The 22,138-nt window shown below is 72.3% G+C and carries 23 protein-coding genes; 9 read left to right on the top strand and 14 right to left on the bottom strand.

Annotated features, from left to right (window positions below):
* Positions 1-114 precede the first annotated feature (114 nt).
* The 4 genes from IE242_RS17845 to IE242_RS17830 all read right to left on the bottom strand — a co-directional run bounded on the left by IE242_RS17845 (position 115) and on the right by IE242_RS17830 (position 2,892).
* On the bottom strand, positions 115-1,062 hold the full coding sequence (locus IE242_RS17845) for a M56 family metallopeptidase (RefSeq protein WP_189860305.1): 948 nt from the start codon (positions 1,060-1,062) through the stop codon (positions 115-117).
* Between the two features lie 85 nt (positions 1,063-1,147).
* Positions 1,148-1,807, bottom strand: a complete 660-nt coding sequence (locus tag IE242_RS17840) for a DUF5063 domain-containing protein (RefSeq protein WP_189860303.1) — start codon at positions 1,805-1,807, stop codon at positions 1,148-1,150.
* Positions 1,800-2,399, bottom strand: a complete 600-nt coding sequence (gene recR, locus IE242_RS17835; RefSeq protein ID WP_189860301.1) for a recombination mediator RecR — start codon at positions 2,397-2,399, stop codon at positions 1,800-1,802. Before recR ends, IE242_RS17840 begins: the two co-directional genes overlap by 8 nt.
* Before the next feature lie 148 nt (positions 2,400-2,547).
* Positions 2,548-2,892 carry a YbaB/EbfC family nucleoid-associated protein gene (locus tag IE242_RS17830; RefSeq protein ID WP_189860300.1) on the bottom strand — a complete coding sequence of 115 codons (345 nt, stop codon included), beginning with the start codon at positions 2,890-2,892 and terminating at the stop codon, positions 2,548-2,550.
* A 345-nt stretch (positions 2,893-3,237) separates the two neighbouring features.
* Here IE242_RS17830 and IE242_RS17825 point away from each other — a divergent pair, with 345 nt between their 5' ends.
* Positions 3,238-3,990 (top strand): SLATT domain-containing protein, encoded by a 753-nt coding sequence (locus tag IE242_RS17825; protein ID WP_189860298.1) that lies wholly within the window; start codon positions 3,238-3,240, stop codon positions 3,988-3,990.
* Between the two features lie 43 nt (positions 3,991-4,033).
* Here the strand turns inward: IE242_RS17825 and IE242_RS17820 are convergent, their stop codons facing one another.
* Both IE242_RS17820 and IE242_RS17815 read right to left on the bottom strand, forming a co-directional pair.
* A complete protein-coding gene (locus IE242_RS17820) occupies positions 4,034-5,458 on the bottom strand; it encodes a M20/M25/M40 family metallo-hydrolase (protein WP_189860296.1) in 1,425 nt (474 codons plus the stop codon).
* Positions 5,459-5,590: 132 nt separating this feature from the next.
* Positions 5,591-7,621 carry a serine/threonine-protein kinase gene (locus tag IE242_RS17815; protein WP_189860294.1) on the bottom strand — a complete coding sequence of 677 codons (2,031 nt, stop codon included), beginning with the start codon at positions 7,619-7,621 and terminating at the stop codon, positions 5,591-5,593.
* A gap of 255 nt (positions 7,622-7,876) precedes the next feature.
* On the opposite strand from IE242_RS17815, the gene IE242_RS17810 reads away from it, so the two are divergent.
* The 3 genes from IE242_RS17810 to IE242_RS17800 all read left to right on the top strand — a co-directional run bounded on the left by IE242_RS17810 (position 7,877) and on the right by IE242_RS17800 (position 10,981).
* Positions 7,877-9,259: an aspartate aminotransferase family protein gene (locus IE242_RS17810; RefSeq protein ID WP_189860292.1), complete on the top strand. Its 1,383-nt coding sequence runs from the start codon at positions 7,877-7,879 to the stop codon at positions 9,257-9,259.
* Positions 9,260-9,488: 229 nt separating this feature from the next.
* On the top strand, positions 9,489-10,205 hold the full coding sequence (locus IE242_RS17805) for a GntR family transcriptional regulator (RefSeq protein ID WP_189860290.1): 717 nt from the start codon (positions 9,489-9,491) through the stop codon (positions 10,203-10,205).
* A gap of 125 nt (positions 10,206-10,330) precedes the next feature.
* Positions 10,331-10,981, top strand: coding sequence for a putative DNA-mimic protein (locus tag IE242_RS17800; protein WP_189860288.1), 651 nt, complete (start codon positions 10,331-10,333; stop codon positions 10,979-10,981).
* Between the two features lie 251 nt (positions 10,982-11,232).
* On the opposite strand, the gene IE242_RS17795 is transcribed toward IE242_RS17800, so the two are convergent.
* The 4 genes from IE242_RS17795 to IE242_RS17780 all read right to left on the bottom strand — a co-directional run bounded on the left by IE242_RS17795 (position 11,233) and on the right by IE242_RS17780 (position 13,105).
* Complete coding sequence (locus IE242_RS17795; protein WP_189860286.1) at positions 11,233-11,505, bottom strand: hypothetical protein; 273 nt, start codon at positions 11,503-11,505, stop codon at positions 11,233-11,235.
* Complete coding sequence (locus IE242_RS17790) at positions 11,505-11,882, bottom strand: hypothetical protein (protein ID WP_229859061.1); 378 nt, start codon at positions 11,880-11,882, stop codon at positions 11,505-11,507. Before IE242_RS17790 ends, IE242_RS17795 begins: the two co-directional genes overlap by 1 nt.
* 142 nt (positions 11,883-12,024) lie before the next feature.
* Positions 12,025-12,249: a DUF397 domain-containing protein gene (locus tag IE242_RS17785; protein WP_229859060.1), complete on the bottom strand. Its 225-nt coding sequence runs from the start codon at positions 12,247-12,249 to the stop codon at positions 12,025-12,027.
* 4 nt (positions 12,250-12,253) lie between these two features.
* Positions 12,254-13,105, bottom strand: a complete 852-nt coding sequence (locus IE242_RS17780; RefSeq protein ID WP_189860284.1) for a Scr1 family TA system antitoxin-like transcriptional regulator — start codon at positions 13,103-13,105, stop codon at positions 12,254-12,256.
* Positions 13,106-13,323: 218 nt separating this feature from the next.
* On the opposite strand from IE242_RS17780, the gene IE242_RS17775 reads away from it, so the two are divergent.
* Together IE242_RS17775 and IE242_RS17770 are read left to right on the top strand one after the other, a co-directional pair.
* Entirely contained in the window at positions 13,324-13,830 is a 507-nt protein-coding gene (locus IE242_RS17775) for a hypothetical protein (protein ID WP_373299530.1), read from the top strand.
* Positions 13,831-13,861: 31 nt separating this feature from the next.
* Entirely contained in the window at positions 13,862-14,233 is a 372-nt protein-coding gene (locus tag IE242_RS17770; RefSeq protein WP_189860282.1) for a peptidase inhibitor family I36 protein, read from the top strand.
* Between the two features lie 90 nt (positions 14,234-14,323).
* On the opposite strand, the gene IE242_RS17765 is transcribed toward IE242_RS17770, so the two are convergent.
* Positions 14,324-15,607, bottom strand: coding sequence for an adenylosuccinate synthase (locus IE242_RS17765; protein ID WP_189860280.1), 1,284 nt, complete (start codon positions 15,605-15,607; stop codon positions 14,324-14,326).
* 142 nt (positions 15,608-15,749) lie between these two features.
* Here IE242_RS17765 and IE242_RS17760 point away from each other — a divergent pair, with 142 nt between their 5' ends.
* Positions 15,750-16,862, top strand: coding sequence for a diacylglycerol kinase family protein (locus IE242_RS17760; protein ID WP_189860278.1), 1,113 nt, complete (start codon positions 15,750-15,752; stop codon positions 16,860-16,862).
* Positions 16,863-16,865: 3 nt separating this feature from the next.
* On the opposite strand, the gene IE242_RS17755 is transcribed toward IE242_RS17760, so the two are convergent.
* On the bottom strand, positions 16,866-17,426 hold the full coding sequence (locus IE242_RS17755) for a GbsR/MarR family transcriptional regulator (RefSeq protein WP_189860276.1): 561 nt from the start codon (positions 17,424-17,426) through the stop codon (positions 16,866-16,868).
* A gap of 133 nt (positions 17,427-17,559) precedes the next feature.
* On the opposite strand from IE242_RS17755, the gene IE242_RS17750 reads away from it, so the two are divergent.
* Together IE242_RS17750 and IE242_RS17745 are read left to right on the top strand one after the other, a co-directional pair.
* Positions 17,560-18,486: an ABC transporter ATP-binding protein gene (locus IE242_RS17750; RefSeq protein ID WP_189860274.1), complete on the top strand. Its 927-nt coding sequence runs from the start codon at positions 17,560-17,562 to the stop codon at positions 18,484-18,486.
* A complete protein-coding gene (locus IE242_RS17745; RefSeq protein WP_189860272.1) occupies positions 18,483-20,102 on the top strand; it encodes an ABC transporter permease in 1,620 nt (539 codons plus the stop codon). The genes IE242_RS17750 and IE242_RS17745 overlap by 4 nt, the downstream gene beginning before the upstream one ends.
* A gap of 43 nt (positions 20,103-20,145) precedes the next feature.
* Here the strand turns inward: IE242_RS17745 and IE242_RS17740 are convergent, their stop codons facing one another.
* Complete coding sequence (locus IE242_RS17740) at positions 20,146-20,754, bottom strand: Uma2 family endonuclease (RefSeq protein WP_189860270.1); 609 nt, start codon at positions 20,752-20,754, stop codon at positions 20,146-20,148.
* 100 nt (positions 20,755-20,854) lie between these two features.
* Entirely contained in the window at positions 20,855-22,096 is a 1,242-nt protein-coding gene (locus IE242_RS17735) for a cytochrome P450 (protein WP_189860269.1), read from the bottom strand.
* Between the last annotated feature and the right edge of the window lie 42 nt (positions 22,097-22,138).

Genomic DNA, 22,138 nt, shown 5'->3' with positions numbered 1-22,138 from the left:
CCCGCCGGAATTCACTCGGGAGGCCCCGGTCGCTCCGGAGCTCTACCTGCCCAGGAGCGGGTGGGGCACTCGGAAAGTGCCCCGAGTCACATCGCCGCACGTCCCGGGCGCGGCCTAGAGCGTCGCGAGCGCCGGTGCGAAGGCGATGAGCAGCGGCAGCAGGGGGACGAGCGCGGCGGCCGTCGTGGTGGCGGCCCGGCGGGCGCGGTCCAGGCGGGGCGGCGGTTCGAGGAGGCGCTCGACCCGGTCGCCGAGGAGCCGCCGGGTACCGGCGCAGCTCAGGACGCCCCGGTGCCGGTTGAGCTCGATCAGCGCCAGGGCCGCGGTGAGGTGGCCGCAGCGGCGCGACGCCGTGTCGTCGGCGGCGAGCTCGACGAGGCGGTGGGTCTGGTCGGCGAAGTGGGCGAAGAGCGGCACCCGCGGGAACCCGGTGGCCAGCGCCGCCGACAGGTGCAGCAGCCAGTCGTGGCGGGCGCGGGCGTGGCCCAGTTCGTGGGCGAGCACGGCGTCGACCTGCCGCTCGTCCAGCCGGCGCAGCGCGCCCGTGGTGACGACGAGCCGGGGCCTCGCCCCCGGCATCAGCCAGGCGTCCGGATACTCGTCCTCCAGGACCACCAGCGGCCCCCGGGCGTCCGCCAGGCCGTCCGCCAGTCCGGCGGGCAGCTCGGGCACGCGGTCGCGCAGGTGCTCCCGGCGCAGCCGCTCGCGCCGCCGGGCCTCGACGAGCTCCCGGGCGAGCATGGCGCCGGTCCAGGCGGCGCCGCAGGCCAGCAGCAGGGTCAGGAAGGCCGTCCAGGGCGGCGCCGCGGCCAGGTCGTACGCGTCGGTGACGGCCGCGGGCGCGGGCGCGAAGGCATGGACCCGTACGGTGTCGAAGACCGCCGCGGCCCCGAGCACCAGCCCGGCCAGGCAGCTCAGCAGCACGGTGCCGACCAGGCACTGCCACACCCACAGCGCGACGACGGGTTCCCGTTCCGGCCAGCCGGCCCGGAGCAGGACACGGGGGCCCAGCACGGCGGCGGTCAGGGCCACGGTGGTCAGCAGAAGCAGGAGAGCGGTCACGGCACGGCCTTCGGCACGGTCGTCGGGAGAGCGGTCACGGCACGGTCGTCGGGGGAAGCGGTCGGGGCACGGTCTCAGCCCGCGGTCACTTGACCTGGCGCAGTCCCAGCGGGCCCGCGATCTCCTCCGCCATCACCCGGCCGGCCTCCAGCTCCAGGGCCTCGTCGCCGAGGTCCTGGTCGGTGTCCAGGCCGTCCAGCTCCTCCAGCGGCTGGTTCAGGCGGACGTGGGCGACCAGGGACTGGAGGGCGCGCAGGGTCGCGGAGGCCGTGGAGCCCCAGTTGGAGAAGTAGGAGAACTGCCACCACCACAGGGCCTCGGTGGTGCGGCCGGACTTGTAGTGGGCCATGCCGTGGCGCAGGTCGGTGATGACGTCGGCGAGGTCGTCGGAGATCCTGGCCGGGACGGGCGCCTTGCGGGGCTCGTACGGGTCGAAGACCTCGGAGTACACGTCGACGGGGTCCAGCATGCGGGCCAGGTTCTCGCGCAGTTCGTCCACGTCCGGCTCCGGGCCGAGGTCGGGCTCGTACCGCTCGTCCGGCACGATGTCCTCGTGCGCGCCGAGGCGCCCGCCGGCCAGCAGCAGCTGGGAGACCTCCAGCAGCAGGAAGGGCACCGCCGAGTCCGGCTCGTCGCCCTTGGCGACCTCGGTGACGGCGACCAGGAAGCTCTCGATCTGGTCCGCGATCTGGACCGCGAAGTCGCCGGGGTCCGGGTCGGTCGCGTGCAGCGTGGCGTCAGACATCTAGGAGTCGTCTCCCCTCGAAGGCGCGGCCGAGGGTGACCTCGTCCGCGTATTCCAGGTCGCCACCCACCGGGAGGCCGCTGGCCAGGCGGGTGACCCTGAGGCCCATGGGCTTGATCATGCGGGCGAGGTACGTCGCGGTGGCCTCGCCCTCCAGATTCGGGTCCGTGGCCAGGATCAGCTCGGTGACCGTGCCGTCGGCCAGGCGCGCCAGCAGTTCCCGTATGCGCAGGTCGTCCGGGCCGACGCCCTCGATGGGGCTGATCGCTCCGCCCAGCACGTGGTAGCGGCCGCGGAACTCACGGGTGCGCTCGATCGCGACGACGTCCTTCGGCTCCTCCACCACACAGATGACGGCGGGGTCGCGGCGGGTGTCGCGGCAGATGCCGCACAGCTCTTCCTGCGCCACGTTGCCGCAGGTGGCGCAGAAGCGCACCTTGGCCTTGACCTCCAGCAGGGCCTGGGCGAGACGGCGCACGTCCGTCGGTTCGGCCTGGAGGACGTGGAAGGCGATCCGCTGCGCGCTCTTGGGACCGACGCCGGGGAGCCGCCCCAGCTCGTCGATGAGGTCCTGGACCACGCCTTCGTACAACGGACTGCCCGCCCTTCGTGGAGTCTTTCAGTTCGTACGGTAATTGGCCCCCGCCCCGGGGAGAAGGCGAACCGGACAACGGGGTGGTGGGGGCCGCCGTACGGGGTGATCCGCCCGCCGGGGGGCGGACGCCCGAACAGCCGGACGGCTAGAACGGCAGCCCCGGGATGCCGCTGCCGCCGCCCAGGCCCTGAGCCAGAGGACCGAGCTTCTGCTGCTGGAGCTTCTGGGCGTTCTCGTTGGCCGCCTGGACCGCGGCGACCACCAGGTCGGCGAGGGTCTCGGTGTCCTCCGGGTCGACCGCCTTCGGGTCGATGACCAGGCCGCGCAGCTCGCCGGCGCCGGTCACGGTCGCCTTCACCAGGCCGCCGCCCGCCTGGCCGTCGACCTCGGTCCGGGCGAGCTCCTCCTGCGCGTTCGCCAGGTCCTGCTGCATCTTCTGGGCCTGCTGGAGCAGCTGCTGCATGTTGGGCTGGCCACCACCGGGGATCACGATCAGCTCCCTTGTCGAGCGTTCCGAGCGTTCCGAGCGTCCCGCCGGCGCGGTTCCGCGGTCTCGCGGTTCCGTCGCTCTGACGTTCCGTTTTTTCCGTCCGGCACGAGCCTACGTGGTCGGCGCGCCCGTCGCCCAAGCACTCTTTCGGGTGAGGCCACGAGGGAGCCTATACCTGATCAAACCCTTCGTCCGGGCGTAAAAACGGCGAAAGCGCCGCCGTCGCCACCCGTTGGGCGCTAGGAAGGGGGCGGCCGTGTGCCGGAGCGCGTCCGCGCGTGCCCTCGGTCGTGCGGCCGTCATGTGGTCGGGTCAGGTCGCGTCAGCAGCAGTAGGGAGTGCCGGGTGAGCCAGCCGGAGATGCAGCCCGAGAGAGCGTCCCAGGAGGGACGGGGCGACAGCGCCGGGCTCCGGTCGGGCGGTGAGTCGGGCGGTGATCTGACCGGGCGGCCGTTCCCGGCGGGCGACTGGGGGGAGCCCGCGGAGCGGCTGGAGGAGCTGTACCGGTGGGTGGAGCGGAACGCACTGCACACGGTGACGTGGTACCTGGCGGACCGGGTGTGGAAGCGGCGGTGCGCGTGGGTGCTGCGGGCCGGGGCGGCGCTGGGGGCCCTCGCCGGGGCGGCGCTGCCGCTGCTCGACCTCACCGGGGTGGTGGGCGGGGTGGCGGCCTGGGGCTATCTGTCGCTGCTGCTGTGCGTCGCCTGCGTGGCCGGGGACCGGTACTTCGGGCTGACGTCCGGCTGGATGAGGGACGTGGCCACGGCGCAGGCCGTGCAGCGCCGGCTCCAGGCGCTCCAGTTCGACTGGGCGTCCGAGAGCGTGCGGGAGATCCTCGGCCCGACGGACGGGACGGCGAGCGAGGCGGCGGAGCGCTGCCTCGGGGTGCTCCGCAGATTCACGGAGGACGTCACCGAACTCGTACGGACCGAGACCGCCGACTGGATGATCGAGTTCCGTACCGGGTCCGCGCCGCTCGGCATCCAGACGGCCGGACCGGGGACGGCCCGCCCGGAGGCGTCCCCGAACGGCCGCTACGCCGTCCCGCCGGCCGCCCGCCCGAACATGCCGCGGCAGCGGCCGCCGGAGGCGCGGTGACCTCGGAAGACACGATGACCGCGGGGCCGGCTGCGTCCGCGGCCTACGTCTGCGGCAGCGGGTACGCCACGGGCCCGCGCAGCCCGGCCCGGTTCACCGCCCGTACGCCGAAGAAGACGTTGTCCTTGGAGAGGTCTGCCTCGTGGGACGTGACGTCCCCCACCGGGACGACATGGGTCCACTCGGGTGCCGTCGTCTCGCGCCGGACCACCTCGTAGCCCGCGAGATCGGGTTCGGTGCCGCGGGTCCAGACGAGCTCGGTGGAGTTGGTGAGGGTCGAGGTGACGATCCGCGCGTCGCGCGGGGCGTCCGGGGCCTGGGCGAGGGTCCACAGGGCCGCCGCGTTCACCTTCGCCACGCGCGCGATGTACCCGAAGTCGCAGAACTCCGGGAGGTCCCCGTACTGCTTCCCGTCCTCCACCCGTACGTCCTGGTGCTGGTGGGCGAAGTCCTCGGCGGGCTCGGTGAAGCGGGCGGCCGCGTAGCCGCGTTCGAGGAAGGGGATGTGGTCGCCGCCGCGGCGGTAGCGGTCCCGGCGGTAGATCACGCGGACGTTCATGCCCGTCGCGTCGTTGACGGCCACATCGCGGACGAAGCGGGCCAGCTGGCGGGACGGGGAGTCGTTCTCGCCGCCCACCGACCGGCGGACCGCCGCCTGCTCGGGCGTCTCGGAACTCGGCACGCCCTCCGCGAAGAGGCGGATCGTGTACGGGTCGCGGGTGCCGTCGTCGGCCTTCGGGCTGCCCACGATGTCGTTGGTGAACATCGCCCGCACATCCGTGCCGGCGGCCTTGTACCGCTCCGCCATGTGCGCGGCCCCGTACAGCCCCTGTTCCTCCCCCGCCACCGCCGCGAACACGATCGTCGAGGCGGGCCGGCGCCGGGCCGTCACGCGGGCCAGCTCCAGGGCGACGGCCACCCCGGAGGCGTCGTCGTCGGCGCCCGGCGCGTCGGAGGTGGCGTCCATGACGTCCGTGGCCCGCGAGTCGTAGTGGCCCGACACGACGTAGACGCGGTCGGGCGTGACCGAGCCGCGCAGCGTGGCGATCACGTTGGTGATGCGGGTGGGCTCGGGTATCCGGCTCGCCGGTTCCTGTACGTACGACTGGAGCTCGACCGTCATCCGGCCGCCGGAGGCCCGCGCGTACGACGTGAGCTCGGCGTGGATCCAGTCGCGGGCCGCGCCGATGCCGCGGGCCGGGTCGTCCTGGGCGGAGAGCGTGTGGCGGGTGCCGAAGGAGGCCAGCTTCCGGACCGTCGCCTCGATGCGGCCGGGGTCGATCTCGCGCAGCAGCGCGCGGAGTTCACGGCCGGGCTTCTGGGCGGTGGCGGGCGGGGGAGAGCCGGTGGCACCCGTGTCGGCGGCGGCCGGGGTCGTGCCGGCCATTCCCGCCGCGGCGGTGGCTGTGGCGGCGGTGGCGGTGGCGGTGGCGGTGGCGGTCAGAAGCGTTCTCCTGCTGGGGCGCATGGGGCCTCCGCGGTGGGCGCGCATCAGGGGGACCGATGGGACTCCACTTATGGTCGTGGACACGTCAAGCGTGAGCAAGGGTGCGGCCGTAGCGCTGCCGTAGTGCTGCCCTGGTGCCGCCGAACGGGCGGTTCAGCCGGCCTTCGTGAAGGTCAGCTCCTGCCCGTTGGCCATCACACGGCGCAGCCGGCCGTCCGGGAGGAGGGTGACCTCGCTCGCGGCTCCGGGCGTGCAGGACGTCGCCGGTTCACCGACGGTGACCGTGGAGGGGCCGATCCGGAGCGGGCCGCCGTCGGCCGGCTCGGACGCCAGCCCGGCCTCGAACACGCAGTGGTAGCTGCCCGCGCCCGTCGGCCCGTCCGCCGTGAGCGTCAGGACCGTGTCGCCGACCTCGCCCTGCCGGATGACCAGCCGGCGGGTGCTGTGCCCGGCGGCACCGTCGATGCCGGCGTCCCAGGTGCCCAGGTACCCGGCGGGGACCGCGCCGTCCTCGGGCGCCTGCGACGTGGGCTGTCCGGTGGCGGACGGCGCGGGCTCGGAGGTGCCCGGCTGCGAGCTGCCCGGACCGGGTGTGGCGGGCGCGCTCGACACCGGGCCGGCCTTGTCGTCGTCCTGTCCGGCGCCGCCCTTCATCAGCGCGTACACCGATCCGCCCGCCCCCAGCGCCACCACGAGGGCGACCGCGATGAGGGCCGCGGTGGTACGGCCGGACCTGCCCGGGGCGCCGGGCTGCGGGGCGTCCCCCGGGCCGCCGTACGGGGCGTGACCCGGATAGCCCGGACCGTACGGCGGAGTCGGACCGAGGCCGTAGGGCGGTGCCGGGCTCCCGGCCGGCCCGTACGGCGGTGGGGAGCCGGTCTCCGGTCCGTACCCCGGTCCGTACCCCGGGCCGTACCCCGATCCGTTCCCCGATCCGTTCCCCGCCTGCCCGCCGGACCAGCCGCCGCCGTGCGGGGGGCCGTACCCGGCGGCGGGCTGCGGATGCTGCTGCGGATAGCCGTACGCGGAGGGCGGCGGCGGAAGCGCGGGCGGGGGCGCCTGCGGAGCGCCCGACACCTGCGTGGGCAGCCGGTCCACTCCGGCCGCCGCACCGCCCGGCGGACCCGGCGGGGGCGGCAGCGGCGGCGCGGGCGGCATGTCCCCGCCCTCGGGCGCGGCGGGCGCGTGCTCCGGGGAGGCCTCGGGCGCTCCGGCCGGGCCCCTCGCCTCCTGCGGGTCCTCCGCGTCCAGCAACCGCACGGCGTGCCGCCCGAGCTGGGCCACCAGTGCGCTCGGCAGCCACGGGTCCCGGGAGCGCCCGTCCAGGACGGTGTCCTCCACGCCCGTACGGGCCAGGATCCGGTCCAGGGCGGGCCGGGCGGCGGGGTCCTTGCGCAGGCAGTCCCGGACGAGTTCGGCGAGTCCCTCGGGCAGCCCGGTCAGGTCCGGCTCCTCCTGCGCGATGCGGAACATCAGCGCGTGCACCCCGGAGTCGGCGCCGCCGAACGGCTGGACGCCGCTCGCGGCGTAGGCGAGGACGGAGCCCAGGCAGAAGACGTCGCAGGAGGGCGTGATGCGGTCCCCGCGCACCTGCTCGGGCGCCATGAAGCCGGGCGATCCGACGAGTGCGCCCGTCCGGGTCAGCCCGCCGCCGGTGACGGTCTCCAGGGCCCGCGCGATCCCGAAGTCGATGACGCGCGGGCCGTCGATCGTGACCAGTACGTTGGACGGCTTGAGGTCCCGGTGGACGATCCCGGCGGCGTGGATCTCCTGCAGCGCGTGCGCGAGCCCGGCGGCGAGGATGCGCACCGACCGCTCGGGCAGCGGCCCGTGATCGTGCCCGACGACCGCCTGGAGGCTGGGCCCGGCCACGTATCCGGTGGCCACCCAGGGGATCCGCGCCTCGGTGTCGGCGTCCAGGACCGGCGCGGTCCAGTGTCCGCCGACCCGCCGCGCGGCCTGCACCTCCTGCCGGAACCGCGCCCGGAACTCCTCCTGCTCGGCGAGCTCCTGCCGCACCAGCTTCACGGCGACGGTGCGGCCCCGGTCGGACCGGGCCAGGTACACCTGGCCCATCCCGCCCCCGCCCAGCCGTGCGAGCAGCCGGTACGACCCGGCCCGCCCCCGCAGTACGTGGCCCGGGGGCACTCCCTGCGGATCCCCCGCGCCCAGGTTCTCCCTCATGTGCCACCTTCCCCCCGTCCGGGTGCAACAGCCCGAGAATAGTGCGGCTGTACCAGGAGACCAGGGAACCCGTCCCTACGGTTCCGTAACAGCGCGGACGCGCTTCGTGAGGGCGCTCATCGGGCTTCGCGAGGGCGCTCGGCGCGTGCCGGGCGGCCGGGCGGCCGGGCGGCCCGACACACTGTCGCGTTCCCGGCCCGGGCGCAGACAGGACGCCCATGTCGCGGCGGGCCCGCGGCGCCTACGCTGCGCGGCATGATCCCTCAGCTCCCTCAGCCCCCGCAGCTCCCTCATCCGGATCCCGGGACCGGGGCCGCCGTGAAGGCCGCCGACCGCGCGCACGTGTTCCACTCCTGGTCCGCCCAGGAGCTCATCGACCCGCTCGCCGTGGCCGGCGCGGAGGGCTCGTACTTCTGGGACTACGACGGCAGGCGCTACCTGGACTTCACCAGCGGGCTCGTCTTCACGAACATCGGCTACCAGCACCCGAAGGTCGTCGCCGCGATCCAGGAGCAGGCGGGGCGGATGACGACGTTCGCGCCCGCGTTCGCGATCGAGGCGCGGTCGGAGGCGGCCCGGCTGATCGCCGAGCGCACGCCCGGAGACCTGGACAAGATCTTCTTCACCAACGCCGGTGCCGACGCCGTGGAGCACGCCGTGCGCATGGCGCGGCTGCACACCGGGCGCCCCAAGATCCTGTCGGCGTACCGCTCGTACCACGGCGGTACGCAGCAGGCCGTCAACATCACCGGTGATCCGCGCCGCTGGGCGTCCGACAGCGGGTCGGCGGGCGTCGTGCGCTTCTGGGCGCCGTTCCTGTACCGGTCGCGCTTCTACGCGGAGACCGAGGAGCAGGAGTGCGCCCGGGCGCTGGAGCACCTGGAGACGACGATCGCCTTCGAGGGGCCGGACACCATCGCGGCGATCATCCTGGAGACGATCCCGGGCACGGCGGGGATCATGGTGCCACCGCCGGGATACCTGGCCGGTGTCCGCGAGATCTGCGACCGCCACGGCATCGTGTTCGTCCTCGACGAGGTGATGGCGGGCTTCGGGCGGACCGGTACGTGGTTCGCGGCGGACCTGTTCGGTGTCGTACCGGACCTGATGACCTTCGCCAAGGGCGTGAACTCCGGATACGTGCCGCTGGGCGGCGTCGCCATCTCCGAGCGGATCGCGGCGACCTTCGCGCGGCGGCCGTACCCGGGCGGGCTGACGTACTCCGGGCACCCGCTGGCCTGCGCGGCGGCCGTCGCCACGATCAACGTGATGGCCGAGGAGGGCGTCGTCGAGAACGCGGCCGGCCTCGGCGCTCGGGTGATCGGGCCGGGGCTGCGCGACCTGGCCGCCCGCCATCCCTCGGTGGGCGAGGTGCGCGGCGTCGGCATGTTCTGGGCGCTCGACCTGGTGCGGAACCGGGAGACCCGCGAGCCGCTGGTCCCCTACAACGCGTCCGGTGAGGCCACCGCGCCGATGGCCGCGTTCGCCGCCGCCGCGAAGGAGAACGGCCTCTGGCCCTTCGTGAACATGAACCGCACCCACGTCGTGCCCCCGTGCACCCTCACGGAGGAGGAGGCGAAGGAAGGGCTGGCGGCCCTGGACGCGGCGCTGACCGTGGCGGACGGGTACACGGAGTGAGGGATTGACGGAGTGACGGCACGGCCGGCTCCCTTCGCGCCGGCCGGCAGCTCTTCGGGCCGGCCGGCAGCTCTTCGACCACTTCCGCACACATGAGAGCGACTCGCAAACACCAAGATGTGACTTTCGAACGCCGGTGAGCGACTTGTGAACGCGTAAGGTGACGTGCTCGTAGAAATGTACGCAGAAGAACGTACAGACCCGCACGCGAAGGAAGAGGGCCCCGAGCATGCCCGGCACCGGCACCGGCGGCGGCCGCCCGAGCCGCAACGGCGGTGGCGCCGTGACCCCCGTGACCCGTAGCACCCTGCGCCAGCAGATCGCGGACGCGCTCCGCGACGAGGTGCTGGCCGGCCGGCTCCAGCCGGGGCAGGAGTTCACGGTCAAGGAGATCGCCGACCAGTACGGGGTGTCCGCGACCCCCGTCCGCGAGGCCCTGGTCGACCTGTCGGCGCAGGGGCTGCTGGACGCCGTGCAGCACCGCGGCTTCGAGGTCCACGCGTACTCCCTCGACGACTACCGGGAAATGATCGAGGCCCGCGGGATCGTGATCGACGGCATCTTCCGGGACAAGCGGATCGACGACGACCCCCGCACGACCGCCGTCCTGGCCGCGGTGCGCCGCCGCGGCGAGGAGGCCCGGCGCGCCGCCACCGCCGGGGACCTGAACGTCCTCATCGGCTACGACCTGCGCTTCTGGCGCGAGCTGAGCGACCTGTTCGGCAACCCCTACCTCGCCGACTTCCTGCACCGGCTGCGCGTGCAGAGCTGGGTGTGCGCCGTCCAGCATCTGCGCAGACTCCCTGATCTGCGCGGGCAGTTGTGGGCCGAGCACACCGAACTCGTCGACGCCCTGGTGCGGGGCGACACCCGGGCCGCCCACGGCATAGTCGCCGCCCATAACGCCGACTGCCTCGCCATGGTGGAACGCCTGGCGGCCCGATGAACCGCGCGGCCGGACCTGGTTCCCGGGCCGCCGGAGTATGGGTATAGAGACACGCACGAAAGGCGCCCGGACGGGTCCCTGCCCTTACCCTTTCCTCACCACTGTGCTACGCAAGGAGCCTTCCTTTGGCCTGTGACCTGTGGCTGGTCCCGCTCGTCGACGTGTTGTGCCACACCCCCGACAACCCCTTCGCCGAGGAACTCGCGCTCTACAACAAGGTCCTCCACGAGGCCGGACTGCCCGCGGTCCCGGTGTACCAGTACATGCCGGGCCTGTCCGGCGAGGTGGCCCCGGTCGCCGTCTTCGACTACGACGCGCTGCACTTCCTGCGGCGGGCGTACCTGCTCCAGGTCTGCGGCCTTCCGGTGACCCCGGTCGACGAACTCGGCGGCGACTACGAGCAGTTGCTGGAGATGTTCGAGTCGACCGCCCAGCAGTCCCACCTGGTCTGGCACTACGACCACGCGGGCGCGTACGTTCCGGTCGACTTCCCGCACCCCCTCTCCGACGACGAACTCCTCGCCGGCGGCGGCCCGCTGGGCTCCTCCCAGACACTGCTGCGGGAACTGGAGTTCGTGGCCCCGTCGATCGGCATCGACCCGGCGAACCCTCCGGCGGCCCCCGCCCCTCCGCTCGCCCCCACGGAACTGGAGGAACGGGCCGTCCCCGCCCCGTACGACCCCAGCCCGTTCGCCCGCGAACGCCACGTGTGGCTGGGGCTGCACGCGGCGGCGACGCGGAGTCTGGCGCAGGGGTCGATGATCGTGTTCAGCTGAGTGGACGACTTTCCCACGGACGCGCCAAGTCCGTTTGTGATCAAGTGGGTTGGCCCTCGTGACGTGATGCTCGCTCGGCATCGTCGGCATCACAGGACAGGGCCGCCCCTCCATGACAGCCATCACCACGATCGAACTCGACGACGGCTCGCTGCTGCGGGTGGAGACCAACAGGTCCACCGGCCGGGGCCCGGCAGACGGCGACCTCCGGCCGATCCGTAGTCACCCGGCCACCGACATACCCGAGCGGCTCACAGCCGCCGTCTCGCGGAGACACCCTTCCGGCAGTCGGGCAACTCCGCCTCGGGCACGATGAGTGCCACCGTCTCGTCCTCGAGCGCGTAACAGAGCTGGGCGTGCAGCACCTCGGCCTCGGCAGGCGTGAGGTGCAGCGCGACGTCGGAGTCGAACACTCCCCCGCGGCTCAGCCACAGCTCGATGGCGATCGCCCCGTCCTCGCCCCGCCGCACCGGCTTCCCGGGCACACGGCTCACTCGTACGCGGGCGTCCTGCTGAGCGCTCATCAGGCAGCCACCCCCGCCGGGGTTCCGATGCGGTGACCGTGGATCACCCACGGGCCCACGTCGATGCCGTCCATCGCGAGCACGAGTGCGGCGCGGCGTTCCTGCTGTTGCTGTCGTCGTTCGTGGGCCAGGAGGTAAGGGCGTACGAGGGGACTCGGGTCGTCGAGGAGTGCGGGGGCCTTCATCCTGTCCGGGGAGAAGAGACCGGGCGGGACGGTCCGGCGGATGAGCAGCCGCAGCCCGGAGAGGGTGCGTGGCGCCATCGGTGCGAGCTGCCGCGGCCCGTGAAGGCGACGGCGACGTCCGGTGGCGGGGATCAGGAGGGAGAGGAGAAGGACGAGTGCCCGGTACAGGGCATGCCGGATAGGGTTGGCCATGCTGACGCTCCTTTGCGGCGTTGGCCATGCCCCGGGGTGCGGACACACCGCCGGGGCTCTGTTTTCGCTGCAACCGTGCGATCACACGCTGTAGCTAGACGTGCAGCCACAACATACACGCCACCTCAACATTGAAGTGACATCAACGCTTAGATGGCATATGCCAAGCCCATGTCGAGTCGGCCGTGCCGGCTTTGACGGCGGCGATGAGCATGCGGAGCCCGTGGGCGTGGGCCGCCATCACCGCACCCGGTGCATCACTCTCCCGCATAAGCACACCCTCACCATGCTGGGCGAGTTCGATGCAATTGCCGTCCGAGTCCTCGGAGAAGGAGGACTTACGCCACGCTATGTCCACTGCTGTCATGCCCTCAGAGTTGTTTGCCGACTTCACGTATGAGGTCGCACGAACGGTCAGGGTCGAGCGCCCGCTCTTCCATACGGTCCAGAACAAGGCGGTAGTTGGCGAGATGGGTGTCAGCATGGAGAAACCGTGAACCCAGGGGAGTGTCCGACTGAACCGTGTCCAGCCGCTGGACAGGGCCGCAGGCGTACATGGCGGAACTTCCCGCGCTCGGGAACCCGCCGACGGTGAAAGGGAGCACTCTGACGGTCACGTTGCTGCGCTCCGACTGCTCCAGCAGATGATCCAGCTGCGACTTCATCACCCGAGCGCCGCCGAACAGCATGCGCAGCGCGGCCTCGTGGATGAGGAAGGTGCACGACGGTGGCTCCGCCGCGTCGAGTACGGAGCACCGCCTGACCCGGAACTCGACCTTGCGGTCGAGGTCGTCAGCGCCGAGTTCGGGCACCGCCTCCTTGAACACGGCGCGCGCGTAGTCCTCGTTCTGGAGGAGCCCCGGCATGTGGGTCAGCTGTGCGGTGCGCAGCGCCGTCGCGTGCCGCTCCAGCTCCGCCAGGTCCAGGAGCACAGCCGGGAGCACGGCTCGGTACTCGTCCCACCAGTTCTTGCCGCGTTCCCTCGCCATGTCCGCGAGCGCGTCGACGTACGCACGGTCCGGACAGGCGTAGTTGGTGGCCCACACTCGAACGCGGTCCGCGCTCACACCGAACCGGGCCGACTCCGTGTTGCTGATCGTGGCCTTGTCCACTCGGTGCAGCTCGGCCGCCTCGGTCAGTGACAGGCCGACCTGCTCACGCATCTTCCGCAGCTCCGTGCCCAACCGCCGCTGCCGCTCGGTCGGAGGCTTCCTGGCCGCCATCAACCCGCCCTCTCGCCGTGACTCACGCAGGGACCGTATCTTCCCGCCGCGGCCTCGAGCGCGGGAGGCACTGCAATGGCTCACGACCTGCCCGCCACCCCCGGGTCGGCTCCCTGATCACCTGAACGAGCGGTGTGGCGCATGGTCCCGTCGGCCGGTGGGGAGTTCACGCTCCCGACCGCACCCACACATCGGCCTCCACGACCCGGGACCGCCCAGTGCGCCACATCGCCCTCGCCACCGCCACGTTGCTGGCCACCGCCGGCCTCCTGACCGCCTGCACGACCACGAGTCCGGCAGCCCGCCCGTCCCCCGACGACCTCATCAAGACCGCCACCCAGCGCCTCACCGACGCCTGTCTCACCCGTCAGGGGCTTGTTCCGCCGCGCCCCGGACAGAGCTCACCTTCCGCCGCCGAGCAACAGCACCTCGCGGACGCGCTGTTCGGCACGGGCAAGGCGGAACTCTCGCTCAGGCTCCCCACCGGTTACACCGTCCGCGCCCACACCGACGGCTGCCTCGCCGCCGCCCAACGCCGGCTGTACGGCGACCAACGCCGCTGGTTCCGGGCCTCGGTGATCGTCGGCAATCTGCGTCCCGAGGCCGCCCACACCCACCGCACCCTCGCCGAGGTCCGCGCCCGGCACCGCGCCGAACTGGCCGACTGGCGCCGGATGCGGGCCCGCGCCGTACGGGCCGCCGGGCCGCTGCTCACCACCGAGTGACCACAACAAGAATCAAGAGAGGAACACACCTATGAACCGCATCACCGCCCTCCTCACCGCCACCCTGCTCTCCGGCGGAGCCGTCCTCGCCACCTCGGCCGCCGCCGGGGCGGCCGACTGCCGCAGCGGCTACTTCTGTGTGTGGACGGACGCCAACTTCGACGGCATGAAGATCGAGCACAGCGGCGACGACCACTGGTGGGAGGGCGACATGTTCAAGCAGGACTCCTCGTGGGCCAACCACGGTGTCTCCGGCCCCGGCGTCCCCGACCACGTCAAGATCTACGAGGGCCGCGAGCTCACCGGCCGCGTCACCCTCTGCCTGGCCCCGGGCCAGGAGGTCGCCTATGACGGGGGCGCGAACGACGACGGTGGCTCTCACACATGGACGACGGGCTGTTAGGCCGAGCGACCCGTAAGCACGAGGGGCGCCCCCCGGACGGGGGGCGCCCCTCACTGCTGTCGTACGACCGCCGCGCGGCCTGCAGCCGGCCTACAGGAACGAGTTGATCTCGATCGTCTCGTCCCGGCCCGGGCCCACGCCGATCGCGGAGATCGGGGCGCCGGACATCTCCTCCAGCGCCTTCACGTAGTTCTGGGCGTTCTTCGGCAGGTCGGAGAACGACTTGGCCTTCGTGATGTCCTCGGACCAGCCGGGGAGCGTCTCGTAGATGGGCTTCGCGTGGTGGAAGTCCGTCTGGCTGTAGGGGAGTTCCTCGACGCGCTTGCCGTCGATCTCGTACGCCACACAGACCGGGATCTCCTCCCAGCCCGTCAGGACGTCGAGCTTGGTGAGGAAGAAGTCCGTCAGGCCGTTGACCCGGGTCGCGTACCGGGCGATCACCGCGTCGAACCAGCCGCAGCGGCGGTCGCGGCCGGTCGTCACGCCCCGCTCGCCGCCGATGCGGCGCAGCGCCTCGCCGTCCTCGTCGAACAGCTCGGTCGGGAACGGGCCGGCGCCGACGCGGGTCGTGTACGCCTTCAGGATGCCGATCACACGGCTGATCTTCGTCGGGCCGACGCCGGAGCCCGTGCAGGCACCGCCCGCGGTCGGGTTCGACGAGGTCACGAAGGGGTACGTGCCGTGGTCGATGTCCAGGAGCGTGCCCTGGCCGCCCTCGAACAGGACGACCTTGTCCTCCTCCAGCGCCTGGTTCAGGACCAGGACCGTGTCGGCGACGTACGGCTTGATCTGCTCCGCGTAGCCGAGCAGCTCCTCGACCACCTGGTCGGCGGTGATGGCGCGGCGGTTGTAGAGCTTGGTGAGCAGCTGGTTCTTGACGTCGAGGGCCGCCTCGACCTTCTGCTGCAGGATCGACTCGTCGTACAGGTCCTGCACGCGGATGCCCACACGGTTGATCTTGTCGGCGTACGTCGGGCCGATGCCGCGGCCCGTCGTGCCGATCTTGCGCTTGCCGAGGAAGCGCTCCGTCACCTTGTCGACGGTGACGTTGTACGGCGTGATGATGTGGGCGTTGCCGCTGATGAGCAGCTTGGAGGTGTCGACGCCGCGCTCGTTGAGTCCGCTCAGCTCGGAGAGCAGGACCGACGGGTCGACGACGACGCCGTTTCCGATGACCGGAGTGCACTCCGGGGACAGGATTCCGGAAGGGAGGAGGTGGAGGGCGTACTTCTGGTCACCCACGACTACCGTGTGGCCGGCGTTGTTGCCGCCCTGGTAGCGCACCACGTAGTCCACCGATCCGCCGAGCAGGTCGGTGGCCTTCCCCTTGCCTTCGTCACCCCACTGAGCACCGAGCAGCACAAGTGCGGGCACGCGCGTACACCCCTTCCGGGCGGGGCATGTCCAACGTCAGGGGCGTACGGGGCACCCTGTGTGCCGCGTACACGGTGGCCGTTCCCGGCCGTCCTCCGTCGTCGGACCCGGATGCCCCGGAATAGACGAAGCCCCTGGCTAAATGGCGCAAGGGGCTCTTGCACAAAGATGCTACCCGAGGAAGCGAGGCAGGACCGAGGTGGCGACTTCCGACCAGCTCCTGGTGGTCATCGACCCCCTCGCCCGGCGAACGGACGGAGAGTCGGTACGGATCGCGAAGGACGTGCTCAGCGCGGGCGCGGCGAGCACGAAGGTCTGCCTCCCGGAGGGGCCCGAGGAGTTCGCGCGGGCGCTGGAGAGGCGCGGGTCCCGGCGGCCGGTCGTGATCGGTGACGACCGCGCGCTGCTGCGCGCCGTCTCGGTGCTCCACCGGCAGCGGGAACTGGCCACGTGCGCGCTGTCGCTCGTGCCGGTCGGTGGCGGCGGTTCCGGGACGGATGCGGCTGTAAGTGCGGGTGCGGGTGCCGGAGGGCTGTCGCTGGCGCGTTCGCTGGGGGTGCCCACCGGCGCCGTGGCCGCGGCGCGGGCCGTGCTCGACGGTGTCGAACGGCGGCTGGATCTCCTGGTGGACGACAGCGACGGAGTGGTGCTGGGGGCGGTGGGCATCCCGTCGGTGCCGCTGCCGTCGGTCTCCGGGGCGGTACCGGGGGCCGGAGGGTGCGGAAGAGCCGGCGGGTTCTGGAGGACCTGCGGCGGGATCGCGGGAGGCGGGCACGCGGTGGGTCCCGTGGGGTCCGGGACCGTCGGGAGCGCCGAGGGTGCCGGAGGGGGCGGAATCGCGGCCGGGAGCGGCGGCAAGGGCTCCGCGGGTGTCACGGCTCCGTCCCCGTGGCTGCGGACCCGCCGGCTCCTGCTGCGGACGTTCAGTTTCGGCTCGCGCCCGGCTCGGGCCGCGGACCATGCGGAATGCGTGCCGTCACGGCTGCGGGTGGAGGTCGACGGGGTCCTGCTCGTCGACCTCGACCAGCCGGTCCGGACGGTGTCGGTGACGCCGGGCGGGGACGGATCCGCGGAGGTCGAGGCACGGCCGGCGTCGATGGGTGCCGGGACCGCTCCGCTGCGGGCCGTCGGACGGCGGGTGACCGTGTCGGGGGCGGATTTCCGGTACGCGTCGGACTCCGTCGTCGCCGGCCCCGTCCGGACCCGGACGTGGACCGTACGGGAGGGGGCCTGGGGGCTCACGCTGCCGGGGTGACCGTCAGATCTCCGCCCGGCCCCCGCCGAACAGTTCCGCGCGGTGGGCGCGCCAGCGTTCCATCAGCCGGCCTATCTCGCCCTGGAGGAACTCGAAGAAGGCGAGCGTCTCGGCGAGCCGGCGGCCGGCCGGGGTGTCGGCGCCGAGCTGCTGGACACCCTCGCGCAGGGCGTCCTCCCAGCGGCGGAGGACGGCGTCGCGGTTCGTCACCGCCTCGTACCACTGGTCGCTGTGCACGCGGTACCGGTCGCGGCGCGAGCCCGGTTCGCGCTCCCGGGAGACCATGTGCTGCTGCGAGAGATAGCGCACCGCGCCGGAGACGGCGGCCGGGCTGATCCGGAGCTGCTCGCCGAGCTGCGCGGAGGTCATGACTCCGGTGTCGGACGAGAGCAGCGCCGCGAACACCCGCGCGGGCATCCGCTGCATCCCCGCCTCGACGAGCTGCGAGGCGAACCGCTCGACGAAACGTGACACGGCTTCGGAGTCCCGGCCGGAGGCCGCTTCCGTGGCCGCGCTCCGGGCCCGGTCCGTCACCGACTCGCTCACGTTCTGCCCGTCCGCCATCGTCACCCGATCGTCTTCCCGTCGCCGTCTGCGCCACTGTCTGCGCCACTGTCGGCGCCACCGTCGAGTCTAACGTCTATTTATACGGTTCCTTAACTTCACAAATTTGTGAACGTACCGTACGTTCAGAAGCATGACCACGGCACGGCACGCCATCGACGTGTGCGGACTGCACAAGTCCTTCGGGCGAACACACGCACTGGACGGTCTCGACCTGCACGTCGGAACCGGTGAGGTCCACGGCTTCCTCGGGCCGAACGGCGCCGGGAAGTCCACCGCCATCCGGATCCTGCTCGGCCTGCTCCGCGCCGACGCGGGGGCCGTACGGCTGCTGGACGGCGATCCCTGGGCGGACGCGGTCGAGCTGCACCGCCGTATCGCGTACGTTCCCGGCGACGTCACCCTGTGGCGCAACCTCTCCGGCGGCGAGGTCATCGACCTGTACGGGCGGCTGCGCGGGGGCCTCGACCGGGCGCGGCGGGCCGAGCTGCTCGAGCGGTTCGAGCTGGACCCCACCAAGAAGGGCCACACCTACTCCAAGGGCAACCGGCAGAAGGTCGCCCTCGTCGCCGCCTTCGCCTCCGACGCCGACCTGCTGATCCTGGACGAGCCGACCTCCGGCCTGGACCCGCTGATGGAGGAGGTCTTCCGGCGGTGCGTGGGCGAGGCGCGCGACCGCGGCCGCACCGTCCTGCTCTCCTCGCACCTCCTCAGCGAGGTGGAGGAGCTGTGCGACCGGGTCAGCATCATCCGCAGGGGCCGCACCGTGGAGAGCGGCTCGCTCGCCGACCTGCGCCATCTGACCCGTACGAGCGTGACCGCCGAACTCGCCGGGACGCCCGACGGACTGTCCCGGCTGCCCGGCGTCCATGGCCTCGAGGTGCGCGGCGGGCGCGTCCGGCTCCAGGTGGACACGGACCGGCTCGGCCCGGTGCTGCGCTCGCTCACCGACTCCGGCGTACGGTCGCTGACCTCGACCCCGCCGACCCTCGAGGAGCTGTTCCTGCGGCACTACCAGGACGACCTCCCGGCCACCCCGGTGGAGGTGGGGACGCGATGACCGCGGTGACGGCGACGGAGTTCGCGCCGAGGAGGTCAGGCGCCGGGCAGCTCGCCGGGACCGGCGCCCTGGTGCGGCTGGCGCTGCGCCGGGACCGGGTGCTGATCCCGGTGTGGGTGGCCGTCATCGCGCTGGCGGTGCTCTCCCTGCCGGGCGCGCTGGAGAGCATGTACGGGACGGCGGCCGAGCGTGCCGAGGTCGCGCGGCAGATGCTGGCCAACAGTTCGCTGCGCGCCACGTACGGCCCGGTGTTCGGCGACTCGCTCGGCGGGCTGGTGGCGTGGCGCATCGGTGTGTACGCGGGGCTGTTCGCCGCGATCGTCAGCCTCGTCGTCGTCGTACGGCACACCCGGGACGAGGAGGAGAGCGGGCGGCAGGAGCTGTTGTCGTCGGCGATGGTGGGGCGGCGGGCACCGCTCACGGCGGCACTGCTGACGGCGCTCGTCGCGAACGCGGCGCTCGCCCTGCTGATCACCGGGGGTCTCGTCGGGCAGGGGCTGGGCCCGTCCGGGGCGCTGGCGCTCGGGCTCGGGACGGCCGGCGTCGGGATGGTCTTCGCGACGGCGGCGGCGATCGCGGCGCAGCTGACGCAGAGCGCGCGGCTGGCGAAGGGGCTGACCGGGGGGCTGCTCGGCGCGGCGTTCGTGCTGCGGGCGGCGGGCGACGCCGCGGAGAGCGACGGTTCGTCCGTCCTGACGTGGGCGTCACCGGTCGGCTGGCTGGAGCACCTGCGTGCGTACGCGGACGAGCGGTGGTGGGTGCTGCTCCTGCTCGTCGGGGCGATCGCGGTGCAGGGCTCCGTGGCGTACGGACTGGCCGGGCGGCGCGACATCGGCATGAGCTTCCTGCCCACCCGGCCGGGCCCGGCGACGGGCCGCCTCGGTACGGCGGGCGCGCTGGCCTGGCGGCTCCAGCGGGGCAGTGTGCTGGGCTGGGGGCTGGGCTTCCTCGCCGCCGGGGTGGCCTTCGGCGGGATCACGGGCGGCGCCACCGAGCTGGTCGGCGACAACGAGCGGACCCGCGAGATCATCGAACGGATGGGCGGGCGGTCGGGGCTGACCGACGCGTTCCTGGGCAGCATGGCCGGCATGCTCGGAATGGTCGCCGCGCTCTACATCGTCCAGTCCGTGCTGCGGCAGCATACGGAGGAGACCTCGCAGCGGGCCGAGCCGGTGCTGGCGAACGTGGTCGGGCGGCTGCGCTGGGCGAGCGGGCATCTGGTGATCGCCTTCGGCGGGTCCGTGCTGCTCCTGCTGCTCGGCGGCCTGGGCCTGGCGGCCGGGTACGGCGGGCGCTCCGGCGCGGTCATCGGCGCCTGTCTGGTCCAGCTTCCGGCGGTGTGGGTGATCGGCGGCTGTGCCGTCCTGCTCCACGGGGTGTGGCCGCAGGCGGCCCCGGCGGCGTGGGGCGTGGCGGGTGCGGCCCTGCTGATCGGGTGGCTGGGGCCCGCACTGAACCTGCCCGGCGCCGTGATGGACCTGTCCCCCTTCAGCCATCTTCCGGAGTTGCCGGGTGGGCCGATGACGTGGGGTCCTGTGGGAGTGCTGACGGGGCTGGCGGTGGTGCTGGTGGCGGCGGGGCTGGCGGGGTTGCGGAGGCGGGATCTGCTGACGTGAGGGTGGGGCGGTGGCGGCGCGGGGTGGCGGCTTCGGTGGGCCCTCAGTCGATGTACTGCTTGAGGTCCTCGGTGTCGAGCTCGATGCCGACGGGGGCGGGGAGAGCGACCTTGGCGCCGAGCTTAACGGTGTGGATGTCGCGGTATCCGGCCTTCGGGTCCGGCTCGCTGTGCACGAGGACCGAGAGCTGGTCGCGGTCGATCAGCAGGTAGACGGGGATGCCCGCCTCGGCGTAGGCACGGGGCTTCTCGACGCGGTCGCGGCTGTGCGTGTCGGAGTCGTACGACGTGATCTCGACGACCATGAGGACGCCGTACGGGTCGGCCCAGTCGCCCTGGCCCACGAAATGGTCGACCGGCGCCAGTACGCCGTCCGGCCGTGCCCGGCCCCTGCGGTACCTCTCCACCTTCAGCCCCTGGGTCGGGTTGAGGTCCAGCTCGGGACGGGCGTGCATGCACTGACGGATCAGCCACATGATGATCGCCCCGTGGTTGCCGTTCGTCACCTTCGTCAGCCCGATCCGTCCGTCGATGAACTCGAACCCGACGGTTTCGACCTCGTGAGCAGCAAACTCGGCGATCCGCTCGAACACGTCCACCGACAGCTGGGACGACTGGGACGACGACAACGCGCGCTCTGCCATGACCGTCATGGTGCCTCCTTTCGCAGGCCGGCACCAGCTTGTCGCGTTACCGAAGGTCGCCGATCGGTTTCGTCCGGTGATCAGTCGAACGGGTGATCAGCACAGGCGTTCAGCTGACTCCGACGCTCAGCCCCTTCAGCCCCCGCATCACGAAGTTCGGCCTCCGCTCCGGCTCCGCCGACAGGGTCAGGGCCGGGGCCTTCGTCAGCAGGGCCTTCATCGAGGCGGCCAGCTCGATACGGGCCAGGGGCGCGCCGATGCAGTAGTGGATGCCCGCACTGAAGGAGATGTGCGGGTTGTCCTTGCGGGTGAGGTCCAGACGGCCGGGGTCGGTGAACACCGCCGGGTCGTGGTTGGCCGAGCCGAAGAGCATGGCGATCTCCGCGCCGCGCGGGATCGTCGTGCCGTCGATCTCGATGTCGTCCAGGACCCAGCGTTCGAAGAACTGGAGCGGGGTGTCGTAGCGCAGCAGTTCCTCGACCGCCGTCGGGACCAGTGAGTGGTCCGCGCGCAGGGCCGCCAGCTGGTCGGGGTTGCGGAACAGGGCCCACCAGCCGTTCACCGTGGCGTTCACCGTCGCCTCGTGGCCAGCGTTCAGCAGCAGCACACAGGTCGAGATCATCTCCTGTTCGGTGAGCCGGTCGTCGTCCTCGTCGTGCGCCGCGATCAGGCCCGAGACCAGATCCTCGCCCGGTGCCTTGCGCCGGGCCGCGATCAGTTCGCGCAGGTACTCCGTGAACTCGACCGACGCCCGCACCGCCTTCGCCGCCGTCTCCTCCGACGGGTTCAGCTCGTACATCCCGCAGATGTCCGCCGACCACGGCCTGAGCGGCGCCCGGTCGGACTCCGGGATGCCCAGCATCTGAGCGATCACGGCCACCGGCAGCGGTTCGGCGACGTCCGTGAGCAGGTCACCGCCGCCGGCCTCGACCAGGCGGTCCACCAGCTCGCCGGCCAGGCGGTGGACGTACGGCGCGAGCCGCTCCACCGTCCGGGGCGTGAACGCCTTCGACACCAGCCGCCGGATCCGCGTGTGGTCCGGCGGTTCCAGGTCGAGCATCCCGTGGTCGTTGAGGGTGTGGAACGGCTCGTGCTCCGGCGGCGGTGCCGTCCGCCCGAACTCCTCGTGCGTGAAACGGTGCTGGTACGTCCGGCCGAGCCGCCGGTCCCGCAGCAGGGCCGACACATCCGCGTGGTGCGGCACCAGCCACTGGTCGCTGGGCTCGTAGTAGTGCACCCGGCCCAGCGCCCGCAGTTCGGCGAAGGCGGGGTACGGGTCGGCCACGAACGCGGGATCCCACGGATCGAAGGGGAGGGCGGATGCGCTGCTACGGGTGCCACGGGCTGCCATGGACGGACGCTAGCCCGGTACCCCCGCCGCTGACCAGGGGTC

The organism is Streptomyces poonensis, from assembly GCF_014650915.1.
GTDB classification, from domain to species: domain Bacteria; phylum Actinomycetota; class Actinomycetes; order Streptomycetales; family Streptomycetaceae; genus Streptomyces; species Streptomyces poonensis.
This window is presented reverse-complemented; position numbering and strand designations above follow the sequence as displayed.